The organism is Mycobacterium paragordonae, assembly GCF_003614435.1.
Taxonomy (GTDB): Bacteria; Actinomycetota; Actinomycetes; order Mycobacteriales; family Mycobacteriaceae; genus Mycobacterium; species Mycobacterium paragordonae.
The window spans coordinates 4,364,835-4,379,341 of the sequence record NZ_CP025546.1 but is presented as its reverse complement, the minus strand read 5'-3'; the positions used below and the strand labels follow the sequence as shown (position 1 = coordinate 4,379,341).

At 67.3% G+C, this 14,507-nt stretch carries 15 protein-coding genes; 7 read left to right on the top strand and 8 right to left on the bottom strand.

Features of this window, described 5'->3' with window-relative positions; genetic code table 11:
- Positions 1 to 7: 7 nt before the first annotated feature.
- The gene (locus C0J29_RS19920) at positions 8 to 1,225 is read right to left on the bottom strand and encodes an N-acetylmuramoyl-L-alanine amidase (protein ID WP_371872416.1); all 1,218 of its coding nucleotides are present in this window, start codon (positions 1,223 to 1,225) and stop codon (positions 8 to 10) included.
- A gap of 407 nt (positions 1,226 to 1,632) precedes the next feature.
- Here C0J29_RS19920 and C0J29_RS19915 point away from each other — a divergent pair, with 407 nt between their 5' ends.
- Both C0J29_RS19915 and C0J29_RS32900 read left to right on the top strand, forming a co-directional pair.
- On the top strand, positions 1,633 to 1,956 hold the full coding sequence (locus C0J29_RS19915; RefSeq protein ID WP_133434952.1) for a hypothetical protein: 324 nt from the start codon (positions 1,633 to 1,635) through the stop codon (positions 1,954 to 1,956).
- Between the two features lie 168 nt (positions 1,957 to 2,124).
- The gene (locus C0J29_RS32900; protein WP_065046814.1) at positions 2,125 to 2,448 is read left to right on the top strand and encodes a hypothetical protein; all 324 of its coding nucleotides are present in this window, start codon (positions 2,125 to 2,127) and stop codon (positions 2,446 to 2,448) included.
- Between the two features lie 54 nt (positions 2,449 to 2,502).
- On the opposite strand, the gene C0J29_RS19910 is transcribed toward C0J29_RS32900, so the two are convergent.
- Positions 2,503 to 3,696: a TolB family protein gene (locus C0J29_RS19910; RefSeq protein WP_120793330.1), complete on the bottom strand. Its 1,194-nt coding sequence runs from the start codon at positions 3,694 to 3,696 to the stop codon at positions 2,503 to 2,505.
- Positions 3,693 to 4,316, bottom strand: a complete 624-nt coding sequence (locus C0J29_RS19905) for a hypothetical protein (RefSeq protein ID WP_162951518.1) — start codon at positions 4,314 to 4,316, stop codon at positions 3,693 to 3,695. The genes C0J29_RS19910 and C0J29_RS19905 overlap by 4 nt, the downstream gene beginning before the upstream one ends.
- A gap of 166 nt (positions 4,317 to 4,482) precedes the next feature.
- Between C0J29_RS19905 and C0J29_RS19900 the strand changes: the two genes are divergently transcribed.
- On the top strand, positions 4,483 to 4,791 hold the full coding sequence (locus C0J29_RS19900) for a hypothetical protein (protein WP_065046819.1): 309 nt from the start codon (positions 4,483 to 4,485) through the stop codon (positions 4,789 to 4,791).
- A 22-nt stretch (positions 4,792 to 4,813) separates the two neighbouring features.
- Here C0J29_RS19900 and C0J29_RS19895 read toward each other — a convergent pair whose 3' ends face one another.
- Together C0J29_RS19895 and C0J29_RS19890 are read right to left on the bottom strand one after the other, a co-directional pair.
- A complete protein-coding gene (locus C0J29_RS19895; protein ID WP_065162231.1) occupies positions 4,814 to 5,743 on the bottom strand; it encodes a DUF389 domain-containing protein in 930 nt (309 codons plus the stop codon).
- Positions 5,744 to 5,840: 97 nt separating this feature from the next.
- Positions 5,841 to 6,338 (bottom strand): glutathione peroxidase, encoded by a 498-nt coding sequence (locus C0J29_RS19890; RefSeq protein ID WP_371872415.1) that lies wholly within the window; start codon positions 6,336 to 6,338, stop codon positions 5,841 to 5,843.
- 77 nt (positions 6,339 to 6,415) lie between these two features.
- Here C0J29_RS19890 and C0J29_RS19885 point away from each other — a divergent pair, with 77 nt between their 5' ends.
- The gene (locus C0J29_RS19885; protein ID WP_120793328.1) at positions 6,416 to 6,811 is read left to right on the top strand and encodes a VOC family protein; all 396 of its coding nucleotides are present in this window, start codon (positions 6,416 to 6,418) and stop codon (positions 6,809 to 6,811) included.
- On the opposite strand, the gene C0J29_RS19880 is transcribed toward C0J29_RS19885, so the two are convergent.
- Positions 6,790 to 7,461 carry a helix-turn-helix transcriptional regulator gene (locus tag C0J29_RS19880; protein ID WP_120793327.1) on the bottom strand — a complete coding sequence of 224 codons (672 nt, stop codon included), beginning with the start codon at positions 7,459 to 7,461 and terminating at the stop codon, positions 6,790 to 6,792. The genes C0J29_RS19885 and C0J29_RS19880 overlap by 22 nt on opposite strands.
- A 78-nt stretch (positions 7,462 to 7,539) precedes the next feature.
- On the opposite strand from C0J29_RS19880, the gene C0J29_RS19875 reads away from it, so the two are divergent.
- Positions 7,540 to 8,496, top strand: a complete 957-nt coding sequence (locus C0J29_RS19875) for an NAD(P)H-dependent flavin oxidoreductase (RefSeq protein WP_065046829.1) — start codon at positions 7,540 to 7,542, stop codon at positions 8,494 to 8,496.
- Between the two features lie 305 nt (positions 8,497 to 8,801).
- The gene (locus C0J29_RS33870) at positions 8,802 to 9,203 is read left to right on the top strand and encodes a DUF2599 domain-containing protein (RefSeq protein WP_371872496.1); all 402 of its coding nucleotides are present in this window, start codon (positions 8,802 to 8,804) and stop codon (positions 9,201 to 9,203) included.
- A gap of 1 nt (position 9,204) precedes the next feature.
- Here C0J29_RS33870 and mddA read toward each other — a convergent pair whose 3' ends face one another.
- Together mddA and C0J29_RS19860 are read right to left on the bottom strand one after the other, a co-directional pair.
- Positions 9,205 to 9,975: a methanethiol S-methyltransferase gene (gene mddA / locus C0J29_RS19865; protein ID WP_242460490.1), complete on the bottom strand. Its 771-nt coding sequence runs from the start codon at positions 9,973 to 9,975 to the stop codon at positions 9,205 to 9,207.
- Between the two features lie 65 nt (positions 9,976 to 10,040).
- A complete protein-coding gene (locus C0J29_RS19860; RefSeq protein ID WP_120793325.1) occupies positions 10,041 to 11,414 on the bottom strand; it encodes an FAD-binding oxidoreductase in 1,374 nt (457 codons plus the stop codon).
- 187 nt (positions 11,415 to 11,601) lie between these two features.
- On the opposite strand from C0J29_RS19860, the gene C0J29_RS34460 reads away from it, so the two are divergent.
- Positions 11,602 to 14,505 (top strand): ATP-binding protein, encoded by a 2,904-nt coding sequence (locus C0J29_RS34460; protein ID WP_120793324.1) that lies wholly within the window; start codon positions 11,602 to 11,604, stop codon positions 14,503 to 14,505.
- The last annotated feature ends 2 nt before the right edge of the window (positions 14,506 to 14,507 follow it).

The following is a 14,507-nucleotide window of genomic DNA, read 5'->3' as shown; positions in this document are numbered from 1 at the left end:
CCGTGGGTCAGACCCGGTTGCGCGCAGGCGAGAACCGCTCCAGCTGCGTCGGCGGCCCTTCTGCCGACGGGGGCGCCACCAGTGCGGCGATGCCGTCGATCACGCTGGTGACCGTCCGGCTGTGCCGGTCCAGGTTCAGGGTGCCGTGCTGGAAATTCTGCGCGATCCACTCGGGCTCCTGGATTTCGGCGCTGGTCGGCAGCCCGAGTGCACTGTGTTCGTAGCCCAGGGCGCCCCACGCGGCGTAGAGGGAGCCGGTGACCGGCTGGGCCCCACTTGCCGGGGACCAGTACATCGCTCCCTTGTCGAAGATGACGTACCGCGTGCTCCCCGCGCCTTGCGATTCCGGTGATTTGGGCGCGCCGAGTGTGCTGTTCATGCCGCCCATCGCCCGCCACCGGTCGTAGATGGCAGTTCCCTCCAGCGATTGCGCCAGATCTGAGGCACTGGGTCGCGCGGTGAACTGCGCTGCGACGTCGCGAATCTGGCTCATCGAGACATACCCGATCTTGCCGGGGCAATCGGTATCGCTGACATCGCGGTGGGCGAAAATGTTCGGCAGGCTGATGGCGGTGTCGCGGGGGACCCGGGTGTAGGGTCCACCGTCCGATGTCAACGAGGTGCTGCCCCTGGGGTCGATGCCGTCCATGGCCAGCCGCCACCCGAGCAAGCGGCCGACGGTGCGCACCTGAATCGGCGTGGGCGCCATCGCATCGAACTCGCCGATCATGCACACCGCCCACGTGTTGCGGTTGAAGCCGCCGGTGTGCGTGCCCTGGACCGGTCTGGTCATCCCGCCGAACCGGCCCTCGAATACCTGACCGTACTTGTCGACCAGGGCGTTGTAGGCGATGTCCGGCCAGCCGAGGTTCCGGGTGTGGTAGGCGTAGATCGACCGCACGATTGCCGCCGAATCTTGCGGCGCGTACTCGTTCACGGTCGCGGTGTGATGCACGACGCCGGCCTTGATTCCGTTGTCATACACCGGTGGTCGGCTCCGAAGCGATTCCTGGGCGCCCCACTGCGCGCGGCCGACGATGTTAGGCGCCTGCCCGGGGGCTTCGACCGCCGCAACCAAGATCGGGTCCGCCGCCGCGCGGGGAGGTTGGGCCAGCCCGGGTGCGACGGTGCCTAAACCAAGCACGATCGGTGCGGCCGCAACGTATTTGAGAACGTTGCGACGTGAAACAGCGGCCGTCGCTGAGCACCCGCACCAATCCGGCACGGCAACACGGTAACTCGCGTCGGCGTTATCGGCGGCGCGACCCGCCGCAGTGGAAATCCTTTGAGCACAGGGGATTCGCCGTGCCACGAAAGGGTCTTGCCGGGACCAACTGGTCAGCCCGGGCGTCCGATGCCAATTCCGGTGCGGAGTTTTCGCTGAAGGGCCTTTCATTGCGCTCAATGGCCCGTCGGTCGCGCCGGAGAGGTCCCGGAATCTCGCAGACCCAAAGCCTCCGTCTTTGTGCTATAGCAAATCTATGGGGTAACGGCTGCTCTCAGAGAGGACATCAGACCATGACCGTTCCGCGACGCGTTGTCTCTGTCGCCGTGTTCGCCGGGTGGCTCGCTTTCGGGCCGGCTGGAATCGCGTCGGCTGAGCCGGCCATGAGTGGCCACTACATTTCGACGGTGACCTCCGCATCGGGTGAAACCACCACGAGCGACTGGTATTTCACGCCGTGTGGTGCCGGCTGCGCTTCGGTGGCCAACAGTCCCGGCGGACCGGGATTCGGGGAAGCGCGGATGTTCGACGGACAGTGGACGCTGGCCTGGCACTCCGACGCAGTCTGCTCGTCGGGTACCCGAGTGCCCGGGGCGTACGCCAGCTATGCCTCGTGGGATCCGATCACCCTGGAGGGCAAGAACGAATCCGGCATAACAAGGCCCGTATGCGGTTCCGATAAGGGATTGCCGCGCGTCACCCAACATCTGGGACTCACGCAGGCCGGATAGTTCCGTGGCACCGTCCGGGTGAGGCGACGGCGACGATCCGTTTCTGGCAGTCGCGAGGGCACTCGCGGGGGCATTCGCGGCCGGAGACGCCAGAAATTCGCAAGAATGCCGGATTACTTTTGCCCAGACACCGCTGACACGCGGACCTACCGAAACGGAGAACACGAAATGCGGCGAATCATCGCAGGCGCAGCGCTCTCTGGCGCCCTGACGCTGGCAACTCTGGGGCTGGGCACAGGGATCGCACAAGCCGACCCGGGAACGGGCATCTGCAATCAACTGGCGATGTGCAGCAGGGTCTGGTGCCCTGGCAGCCCGCTGCCTATGCCGGACGTGGTGTGGGACATGAACACATGTCATCACTACTACGGCGGCAGTCTCGGACATCCGGGAACCGAGGGCGGCATCCAAGTTGGTGCGCACATCCTCGAGGGAGACCCGTCCCCGGCGAACACCTGCGGCGGATCCCCCATCTGTTTGCCGGGCCTGTGAGAGCGGGTAGCAGAAGTTCCGGATAGCTCGCGCCGGGCCGGCCGCAACGAGTGCTCACCGGGGTGGCCAGGCGAAAGCGTCCACACCCGTGTCGATCTGCTTGGGCGCGTGGTTGTCCACGTCCGTCACGACCAAGTGCTTGCCGGAGTCGACGTACGCGACGATGTCGCCTGGCCCCCACACCGGCCCCTGGCTATCCGCCGTTACGCTCCCGGCCAGTGTGCGGGCCACCGACGAGTGCGCATCGAGAACCTGCATGCTCTTGGCTGATCCGTCCACACTGGTTTGCGTAAATGCCACGGCGCCAGACGAAAGCGCCGCGACGTCCCCGTACCACGCCTGCCCTTTGAGGACCGGTGTCGCCGCCCCAGGTGGGTTTGCGGGTGCTCCGCCGGGGGTGGCGACGGAGTAGATGCCACCGTCGCGGACCGCGAACGGGATCCCGTCGAACATCTCACCGGATGCGTTGCCGTTGGCGAACAAGATCGACTGACCCGCGACGTCATACGTCACGGCGAAGGCATTGGCGGCAGTCACGACAGGCGTCGAGGTACCGCCGACCGTGAGCACGCTGACGTCGACGGGCGAGACATCGCTACGTCCGCCCGTCCAGGCGATGTGTTGCCCGTCGGGCGCCCACGCATAGTTGTCGTCGGCGAACATCCGCTGCTTGTGCGGCACGGTCTGACCGTTCTGGGCGTCCGCGACCAGCAACAGGCCGCCCCCTTGACCGGCCTCGAGGAAGGCGATCCGGTTCCCGGTGGGGGACCAGCGCGGACGCCACACCCGCGGTGGCCCATCGCCGGCCTCCGGGGTCCCGAACCCCGGCGGAAGCGCGCCCGGGTCGACGAGTCGCCGCGGTGCGCCGAGGGGCTCATGCGCGGGCGAGAGATCGAGAACCCATAGTTCGCCGCCATAGTCGGCGGTAGCGGCCTTGTGGATGTAGGCCACGTGCGCGAGGTCGGGCGACGGCGCCGGCTCGGTATCCGCCGGTCCGTCGGTGAGCTTGCGGCCCGGCGTGCCGGCGGGGTCGCTGACGTAGAGCGAGCCGGCCTTGGAATAGAACAGCGAATCGAACAGCGCGCGCTGCGGGCCGCGAGAAAGGCTCGGTGCCACGGGTGTCGGGGAAGGCTTGGGCGACGAAGTGCAGGCGGCCGCCGCCAATGCCACCAGGATCGCCGCGATCCACCGGGTGGCGACGCGTACGCGGCGTCGGTGTTGTTTGTTGGGAACAGGGGCGCCGGTCATGCCTGCGAACGCCCCTGGTACGTCCCATCGACGTACTCGTCGCAGTGGTCGGTGAAGCAGCAGTTCGAATAGTAGATTTCGGCGTCACCGTGCCAGGCCGTGTACTTGCCGCCGGCGGCGGCGCAGTCTCTTTCGAGCTGCGGCCCTCTGACCCAATTGAACAGGCCGGCCGGATACAGCTGACCTTCGTACCTGACGGTTGCCACGCCAAGGAAGTGCTCGGCGTTCCGCGTCCACGCGAGGGCTCCGTTCCTGGCCTGCCAGTCGGCGCCTTCGCCGTGCGCGCAAGCGAAGAAACCCGTCGGTTTGCCGTCCGATCCCAGCACGGCAAAGGGTTCCGGCGACGACTTGCTGGGGCATGACATGGCGATCCATGCGGGATCCTTCAGGCTCTTGGTGAAGGCGTCATACATCCCGGTGTAATCGCGGAACAGCGAATAGGTCGCGAATGTCGGGCCACCGGGCAGGGAATTGTTACGGCACTCCACGGCGGCCAGCGCGCCCGGTGAACCGACAGGTTTGCAGGAGCCACTGCTGTAGCCCGATGGCAGCATGCTCATCAAATCGGCCAGCGGATCCGCGCCGGACCGCGGGGCAACGCCGAGGGCGGTCATCACCACGGTCGCGGCAACACATAACACGCGAAGCATGAAGGTCATATTCGCCCCGCGACGGATTACACGACAGGGACTTTCTACCCTCACGCCCGCGGCTAAATGCCCTACGGCGAGCAAAACCCCGGGCTTACCTTCTGAATCTCTGACACTCTCCCGTGAGGAGCCTTCGATGATTTCGATGACCGTCGCCCGGTTGGCGATTGCAACGGTCCTGATCTGCCCGGTCGCCGGTATCGTCGCCGGTCCCGCGGCGGCCGAACCGGAGACGACACCGTGCGTCACCGGAGAGGGAAACGACCCCACAGACGTGATTCCGGCGCCGGACGCACCGACGACCAGCTGCGACAGCCAGAAGCAGGCGTGTATGTCGGCGAACGTGCAGATAGGCATCTACGGCGAGCGGTACGTGCCGCCCGACGCTGTGGCGCAGTGTATGGAGGCCTATCGGACCTGCATCGCCAGTCGATCGGGGGGATAGGGACACCAGAGTCCGCTGACCCTCAGTGACGGTTCGCCCGATGCCGTGAGCTGGTCCGCAGGTGGACCCAGAGCACCAGGACTCCCGCGAGCACGATCCCGGCCAGGTTGACCCCGAGCTGTATGGCGGACTGCTCGGCGACCTCCCAGTCGCCGACAGTGGCGGCGACAACCGCGAAACCGGCCGCCGGGACCGTCGTCACCGAGATGAAGACTCCCACCAGCGCAGCGGATTTCGCGGAAACCAGGGATAGCATGCCGGCCGCGCCGGCGAGCAGCGCGACCACGAACGACAGCGGTCCGACCTGGAAGATGAAGTCAACCTGACTGAGCTGTCGGATGGTCCCCAGCTTGATCCAGCCGACCGCCTCACCACCCAGCACCGCGATCGCGGTGACGAGCATCGCCACCGGGAAGCCGACCAGCAAGGCCAGCGCGGCCCGCCGGGCAAGGTAGCCGCGGCGCCGCACGACGGCTACCGCGAGCGCGGCGAGCGGCCCGAACTCCGGCCCCACCACCATGGCGCCGACGACCGTCACCGGCGAATCCGTCACAACGCCGACCGCCGCGATGAGGCAGGCCAGGGTCAGGAACGTCAGGAAGGTGGCGTTCAGCGTGGACTCCTCGCGCGACCTCTCGGCCAACTCGTCCCAGACCACCGCGTCGGCGGGATCGCCGTCGGCCTCGTTCTCGGCGCGATAGGCCGCCGTGGACACCACCGTGTCGACCACGTCCAGGGTGATCGCGCCCCGCCGTTTCAGCCCGAGCGCCTTGAGGTCGTCGACGACGTCGTTGGCACTTTCTCGCGCGATGTCGGCCGTGATTTCGTCGCCGGGCGGGTCCAGCGCGGCGTCGCGGTGCACGACGATATGGGTCACCCCCACCTCCCGGCGAAGGACTTCGAGCACCGAATCACTGGACTCGGTCGGCGCGATCACCCGCAGATGGAGCATCACCGCACATTAGCGGCAAACCTGACCGCGTAAACGGCGCCGCTTAAAGGACCGCGTAAACGGCGCCGCTGAACGGACCATCTAAACGGACCACTGCCTATCGGGGCAGCACGGCCTCGATGGCGCTGATGACCTCGGGCGCGTCGGGTTCGGTCCGGGGACGGAACCGATTGACCACCGAGCCATCGGGGGCCACCAAGAATTTCTCGAAATTCCACTGGATGTCGCCGGCCTTGCCGTCGGCGTCCGCGGCCTTGGTCAGCTCGGTATACAGCGGATGGCGGTCCTCGCCGTTGACGTCGGTCTTCGCGAGCAGCGGGAAGGTCACCCCGTAGGTCGTCGAGCAGAACGTCTGGATCTCTTCGGCCGTACCCGGCTCCTGGCCCATGAACTGATTGCACGGAACGCCGACGACGGTCAGGCCCCGGTCGCCATAATCCTTGGCCAGCTTCTCCAGGGCCTCGTACTGCGGAGTCAGTCCGCACTTGGAGGCCACGTTCACGACCAGCGTTGCGCCGTCGGACAATTCGGCCAGCGTCGCCGGTCTGCCGTCGAGGGTGGTCAGGGCTATGTCTTTGAGGTCTGCGAGGGTCACGCCGTCGACGCTAACACTGCTGATGCTGTCCGATTTGTTCATGACGTCCGCACCGGGCGCGATCTACCGTCGCAGTCATGGACAACCAACTCGCATCTGCCGCAGTCGGGATCGTGGCGAGCGACCTCGCGCACTCGCTGGACTTCTACCGCCTGCTCGGTCTGTCGATCCCCGAGACCGACACTCCGCACGTTGAGATCGAACTGCCGGGCGGCAACCGCCTGTTGCTCGACACCGAGGAGACGATCGCCAGTTTCCATGCCGGCTGGCGTTCCCCGGCTTCGCCCGGAAGGGTGACGCTGGCGTTCGGGCTCGGCGCGCCCGCGGAGGTCGACGACCTGTTCAGCCGGCTCACCGCTGCCGGTCACCCCGAAGTCGTGAAGCCTTTCGACGCCCCCTGGGGACAACGCTATGCCACGGTCGCCGACCCGGACGGCATCTCGATCGATCTCTACGCCCCGCAGCCGAGCTGACTGGCACTCACCCCGGCCAGCTCATGCACTTGTCGCGACAGGTGCGACTGGTCGGCATACCCGGACATGGTTGCGGCATCGGCGGCGGACATGCCGGCCTCCAGCAACCGCACTGCTCTGCGGAATCGCAGAATCCGTCGCAATGTCGCCGGACCGTAGCCGTACACCGCGACGCACTGTCGCTGCAAATTCCTTGCTGACCAACCGATTTCACCGGCCACGGAGTGCACCGTGGCTCCGCTGCCCAGCCGCTCGGTGACGTGACGCAGAACGGCAAGTCGCCACGGTGCGGTCTCGCGGGAGGCCTCGTGCTGGAGCAGGCGGCCGGTCAGCGGCATCAGCCCGAGGCCACTGATGTTGGGCCGCAACAGTTCCAGGTCGACTCGGGCGTTGCGTACTTCAGCCGCCGGGATCCCCAGCAGCCTCGGCAACACACCCGGACGAAACCGGATCCCCGTTGCCACAGCGCAACTTTGGTCGCTGATGAATGCGGCGGTGTCCGGACCGGCCACCAGCACCCGACCGTCCATGTCGATGAGGTCCATGCATCCGTCGGGCAGGACCCGCGTGCGCCGCGGCGAGTCGCTGACCCACGTGCACTCCACCAACTCGCGCAGCCGGGCCGGAGCCGGTAGCTCGCGATAGCTCACCTGACCGAGTCTAGGACGCGAGCGAGAGGGCCTGTCGCGACCGACCGGGCAAACCCTCAGGCCGGTAGCCTGGTAGGAATGCCCGCCGTGCTCGATTTGCGCCGCATGGACGTGCCGGTCGTTCAGGCCGGTATGGGCACCGTCGCGGGACACGAACTGGCTGCGGCCGTCTCGGAGGCGGGTGGGCTCGGAACGATCGCGGGCGCGCGTGCCCCGATCGCCGCCGAACTGGCGGCCGCACGCAGGCTCACCGGCCGGCCCGTTGCGGTGAACCTCTTGCTGCCGTTCGTCCGTCCCGGCGATGTGGAGGCCGCGGCCGCCGCTGATGTGATCGTGACGTTCTGGGGCGTTCCCCGCCGGATTGCCGCCACCACCTGGATCCACCAGTGCGGGTCGGTGGCCGAGGCGACGGCGGCGGCCGCCGCGGGTGCAGACGCGGTGATCGCGCAGGGAGTTGAGGCAGGCGGCCATGTCCGCGGCACGACTCCCGCGCTTGAACTGCTCGACCAGGTGCGCCGGGCGGTGGACATTCCGGTCCTGGCCGCCGGCGGAATCGTCGATGCCGAGGGTGTGCGCGAGGCCCTGGACGCCGGAGCGGCCGCGGCCGTCGTCGGCACCCGTTTCCTGCTCAGCGCGGAATGTCGCGCCCACCCGGCGTATAAGAAGCGCTGCCTGGAAGCCAGCGAGACAGTGCTGACCGAACTTTTCGGATTGGGCTGGCCCGACGCCCCGCACCGGGTGATTCCCAATGAGGCCACCCGCCGCTGGCTAGGCGATGACGCCCGGGGCCCCCGCTGGATCCGCGCCGCTAACCGGATGATGTCGCACCTCGCCAACGCGATGCCGGTCACGGCCCAGGATCGTGCTGTCCGCGCGCAGCTGCCCTCGTGGCTGCCGTTCCCGATCGCCCAACCGCCCACCGCGGACGGGCCTGCCGAGTTGGTCGAGGGACGTCCGCTCTACGCGGGCGCCAATGTCGGCCGCATCCACGACATCCGCGGCGCGGCGGAGCTCGTAAGGTTGCTCACCCCTTGATGTTTGGCTAGTCGAGGCCTACGCGTTCACGTGGCGCGCGGCCCTCGAATCCGGGATCCCTCTTTCTCTTCAAGAACTTTCCAAGCGGTGCTGTCCAGACTCTGTCCATCGACACGTCCGACACGACAGCTGAGAGACCCATGACCGCCCCCGCATTCACCGCATCACCCGGAGCCGCGGCTTACGCCGAGCCGGGCCGGGTGACACCGTCGAACAACGGGGTGCGGGACGGCGTCTTCGTCTGGATATTGGTCGCCCTCAGCTCAATCGCGTTCTGCGCCTTCACCGGCATCCAGCACTTCGGCATCACCGGAACCCTTGCGAAGGCCGCCCCGTCACCGGTCGTCCGAGCACTGGCGACGGCGGCACACATCGACCTCGCGGCGTCCGGTCAGAGCTACGTCGCGCGCGCCGAGTGGAGCACGGTCGCGGACGCAGCCAGCTTGCGGGTGTACCCCACCGCCGCCGGCCGTCAGGCGTCGACCCGGCTCGTCGACCCCGGTCAAGCTTGGGCAGAGGTGCTCAGACTTGCTCCGGACGCGGACAAGCCGGGCATGCGCGAGCAATTCGTTTGCCACTGGCGCTTCGCGGAATTCGCCCAACCGGGCAAGGTCAGCTGGAACCTCGAACCCTGGCGGCCGCAGGTGGACACCGCCGCCATGATCACCTCACGCTGCAACCCTGGCGCGGCCGAAGAGTCCGCTTGAATCAGCGCCACACCCGCGGCAGCAGCATCGGCACGCGACCCTGGTAGCGGTGATACTGCTCGCCCAGCTCCTGCACCAGATCGCGTTCCTCGAACCGCACGGCGATCACAATGTAGACGGTGTTGGCCGCCGCGAACAGCAGATGCCCTGCCGTCATCGTCGGCGCGGCCCAGAACGCGATCAGAAATCCCAGCATCAGCGGATGGCGCACCAACCGGTAGAGCAACACGACGCGGAAGCCCTTCTCCACGATGGGCTTTGACAGCAGGTTGTGCAGCACCTGCCGAAGGCCGAAGAGTTCGAAGTGATCGATCATGAACGTCGACGCCAGCGCGATCAGCCAGCCGAGACCAGCTGCTGAATACACCGCGATCCGGGCCGGTGCGGAATCCACCTGCCAGACGGTGACGTCGATCGAACGCCACTGCCAATACATCAGCACGAATACGGCGCTGGACAACAGCACGTAGGTGCTGCGCTCGATCGGCTCGGGGACGAAGCGGGTCCACCACCGCTTGAAAGCGGGCCGGGCCATCACGCTGTGTTGCAGTGCGAACAACAGCAGCAGGCCGAGGTCGATGAGCACTGCCTGTGCGACCGGCGCGTGCAGGGCGCGGTCGACGGTGCGTGGGACCGCGACGTCGGTCACGAAACCCACCAGGTACAGGAAGACTCCGAAGAACACCAGGTAGCTGAGGCCGCCGTAGAGCAGCGCGACTACGCTGAGGAACCTGCCATTTGTCTGAGCGGGTGTCCCGGAATGGTGGAGCACGGGGCACCCGGTGCCTCTATCGTCAACGTTGACACAGTATTTCGGTGTGTTGTTCATGGTCCCGGTCACCTCGCAGGCGTGATATTCTGGTTGATACGGAAGGTGTTCTCAGGGTCGAATTCCGCCTTGATCTCGGTGAGCCGGCGGTAGTTCGGTCCATAGGTGGCGCGGACTCGTTCCTGGCCTTCGTCCATCATGAAGTTGATGTAGGCACCGCCCGCCGAGTACGGATGGGTCGCTTCCCAGTAGTCGGCCGTAAACCGCCGCAGGGCAGGGCCGTTCGCCGGATCGGGGTCGACACCGACGATGACTTGCGAGAAGTTCACGTCGCGGTAGGACCACGCGGTCTCGGTCTGCCCGACCCGGTGCACCGCCCCGTCGATCGGGTACAGGTGCATCGCGGAGTGCATCGTCGGCAGTTCCTCGACGAAGCGGGCGTGCGCACCGACCGCGCCGTCGTCGATCGTCCGGAAGAAGTCGCCGCGCCAATACCACTGCAGCCCTTTGGGATACAGACCGTCGAAGGTCGACTGCAGCGCCGGGTACGGAGCCGCGCCGATGCCGTCGAAGGCCGGCTTCATCTGCCGAACCGGCGCGAACACCTCGTCGGCCCGCGCCGGATCGCCGGTGTAACACCACACGACGGAGCACGCCTTCTGCAGGTGGAACTCCGGCGGGAAGGGATCGCCCGGCGGCACCGTCATCGTCGCGAAGAAGCCGTACAGGTCCTCGTCCTGAGCCGGGATGAAGTCCCGGAACCAGGAGAGGATGTCGGCAGTGGCGGCACCCGGCCACGCCGTCGGCCCACAGATGACCGACTGGACGGGATGCAGCCGGAACGTGAACGAGGTGACCACGCCGAAGTTTCCACCGCCGCCCCGCAGCGCCCAGAAGAGATCGGGGTGATCGGACTCCGAGGCGATCACCACCCGCCCGTCGGCCAGCACCACCTCGGCTTCCAGCAGATTGTCGATGGTCAAGCCGTACTTGCGCGACAGATAGCCGTGCCCCCCACCCAGGGTCAACCCTCCGACACCGGTCGTGGCGATGACACCGGACGGCGTGGCCAACCCGAAACCGTGCGTGGCGGAGTCGACCTGACCCCATGTCGCGCCGCCCTGCACCCGAACCGTGCGCGCGTCGGCGTTCACGTCGATCCGGTCCATCGGCGACAGGTCGATCACGATGCCGCCGTCGACGGTGCCGAACCCCGGACCGCTGTGGCCACCCCCGCGGACCGCGACCGCCAACCCGGATGCCCGGGCGAACGCCAGCGACGCGGTCACGTCGTCGACGGATCCGCACCGCGCGATCATCGCCGGCCGCTTGTCGATCATGGCGTTGTACAGTGCGCGCGCGTCGTCGTAGTCCGCGTCGTGCGGCAGGATCACTCTCCCGCCCAGCAGATTCGGCCGGCCGACCGCACTCGCAGTGGACATGTCCGCCACCTTCCTTGCTTTCTGGAACCCTTGCTTTCTGGAACCCTGGCTTTCTGGAATCGATGCGGTGACGCTACGTCGCTCCGGCGCCACTAGTCATGACCACAACGAAGCATTTCGCTTGCCGTCCAGCAATGGTCATTTCTGACTATCGACGAGGCGACCGCGGTGCCGTTACCTTGGGCAGATGGCGCAGTGGGTGCCGCCACCGCTTCCGGCCGAAGTCGTCGTACGTCGCCGCGGATCTTTCGTGGGCCGCGCCGGTGAACTGGCCGCCCTCGAGCGGGCCTGGGAGCTGGTCGAAAACGGGGACCGTCAGGCCATTTTCGTCGGCGGTGAACCGGGGGCCGGCAAGTCGCGTCTGGTCGCCGACGTCGCCGGATCCCTGGCCGATCACGGAGTCGCGGTCCTTATCGGCAGCTGCACCGCTGATGCCGGCGTTCCGTACGAACCGTTCGTCGAGGCGCTCGACCGGCTGCTGTCGTCAAGTCCCGCCGGATCATTCGCGGAAGCACTGGCCGAGTCCGGGCCGCAGCTGAGCCGGTTGTCGTCGCACGTGCAGCGGCACCTCGCCGGCACGGCGGTCACCGACCACGCGGGCACCGGCCGGCGGTTGCTTCTCGACGCGCTCACCGGTTTCTTTCGCCGGTTGACCAACGACCGGCCGATCGCGCTGATTCTCGAAGACCTGCACTGGGCACAGCTCCCGACGCTGGCGATGCTCGAACACGTGCTCGCCGGTTGCGCCGACGTACGCATGCTCGTGGTGGCCACCTTTCGCACCACGGCGCCGGACCGCTCCGACGAGCTGGTCAACCGGTTGGCGGAGATGCACCGTTTCGACGGCGTGCGCCGCCTGGATCTGGAGGGCCTCGACACCGAGGCCATCGCTGAATTCGTCCGCGGCACTGAGCGATTGAGCCGGTCAGCGCTGCGCACCGCGGCGGCCCTGTTGCGGGACAAAACCGGTGGCAACCCGTTCTTCCTGACCGAGCTGTGTAAAGACCTGGACAGGCGGGGCGGGGTGGCCGCGTTGGGCTCGCACCGGTCCGTTCCCAGCTCGATCGGTGACGCCATCGCCGGCCGGCTGGCCGGTCTGGGGGCCAGCGTGCGCGAGATCGTCGAACAGGCCGCAGTGCTCGGTGAGACATTCGACCTGCCCGCGCTCATCGCCAGCAGCGAGGCCGATCTGGCAGTGACGCTGGCAGCTGTCGATTCGGCCGAGGGCGTCGGCCTGATCAGGGCGGTTCAGGGATCCGACGTGGATTTCTCCTTCGTGCACGCGCTGACCCGGGAGGCCGTGGTCGCCAGGATGGCGGCATCGCGGCTGCGGATATTGCACGCCCGCGCGGCGAAAGGCCTCGAGGGCCGCGCCGATCCCTCGGTCATCCCTCGCCTCGCCAATCACTACCTGCTGGCCCACGTGCTCGGCTACCACGAGCAGGCGCTGCGGTATGCGCAGGAGGCGGCCCGGATCGCCGAGCACAGTCTGGCCTATGAGGACGCGGCGACGTGGTACGAGCGGGCCGCGTCGCTACCCGAGCTCAGCCGCGCGGAGCGGGCCCGGATGCAACTCGGCTCCGCCGCGAATCACGTTCGCGCCGGGGACTTCGCGCGCGCCCGCGGCATGTACGAGAACATCAGCGCCACCGACGACCCGCTGGTGCGACTGCAGGCGGCCATCGGCTACGAAGACGCGAATTGGCGCCCCGGGCTGGCAGATTCGAAGGCGGCCGATCTGCTGGCCGCGGCGCTGGAATCGTGCGGTTTGGACGCCGGTGACCCGCGCTACGTCCGGGCGCTGGGCAGTTTCGGCCGGGCGCTGGCGTTCGCCGGTGAGACGGCGCGCGCGCGGGACGTCAGCAGCCTCGCTATCGACCAAGCCCGCGGCGGCGACGATCCAGCGGTGCTCGTGCATGCCTTGGAGACAAGTCTGTGGCACGGTCTGACGCCGGACATGTGTGAGCACCAACTGGATCGGTCCACCGAGCTGTCGCGAGTGGCGCTGGCCCGGCGTGACTACGAGGCCCTGGGTTCGGCCTCGCACTTCCGGGCGCTGGCCAGTTATCAAGCGGGACGGCCCGAGGACCTCGCCGCGGCGACGGGCGACATGGAGCGCGCCGGCCAGACCTCCGGGCAACCCTTCTTCAGCTTCGTCGGCGCCTGCGCCCAGGGTGGGATGGCCTATCTGCGTGGCGATTTCGATGATGCCGAGCGATGGGCGGAGATCGCTGTGCGCACCGGGGGACTGCTCGGCAGCGACACGACGGAAGGCTCCTACGGAGTCCAGATGTTCATGATCCGGCGCGAGACCGGCGCCCTCAAACGCTTCAGCACGTTTGTCGACGGCAGTGAGACATTCGCCGGTCGCTGGCTGCCCGGACTGCTCGCCCTCTACACCGAGTTGGACTGCGAGCGGGGCATGAACCGTGCTCTGAATCAACTGCTCAGCCGCAATCTCGGGGAACGAACCGAGGCGGCGCGGTGGCCGATGGAATTGATCTTCATGGTGGAAGCGGCGCTGGCCCTGGGCAACCGGGAAGCGGTACACGCGCTACGCCCGTTCGTCGCACGCTACGAAGGCAAGAATGTCATGGCGGGCCAGTTCGTCGCGCTGTTCGGCAGTGCCGACCGGTACCTCGCCCGGATCGCGGCGCTCAATGGCGAAATCGACTCTGCTGAAGAGTATTTCACTTCAGCCCTGGAGATGGACCGGCGGATGGGGTCGGTGGTGCACGTCGCTGAGACGCTCGCCAGACGCACGCTGTTCGCGCTCGCGCACGGTAGTGCCGAGCAGGCCGGACAGTGGGCCGGTGAGGCGCGCGCCATCGCCGCGCCGATCGGCCAGACCCGCGTCCTGGACCTCATGGATGTCGTCATGACCGCCAATGGCCCGGACGGTCTCACCGAGCGTGAGGTTGAGGTATTGCGGTTGCTGGCGGAGGGACTGAGCAACCGCGCGATCGGGGAACGTCTCTACATCAGTTCGAACACCGCCGCCAACCATGTGCGCAGCATCCTGCTCAAAACCGGCGCCGCCAACCGCACCCAGGCTGCGATGTACGCCGCGGATCACGAGTTGCTGGGATAGCG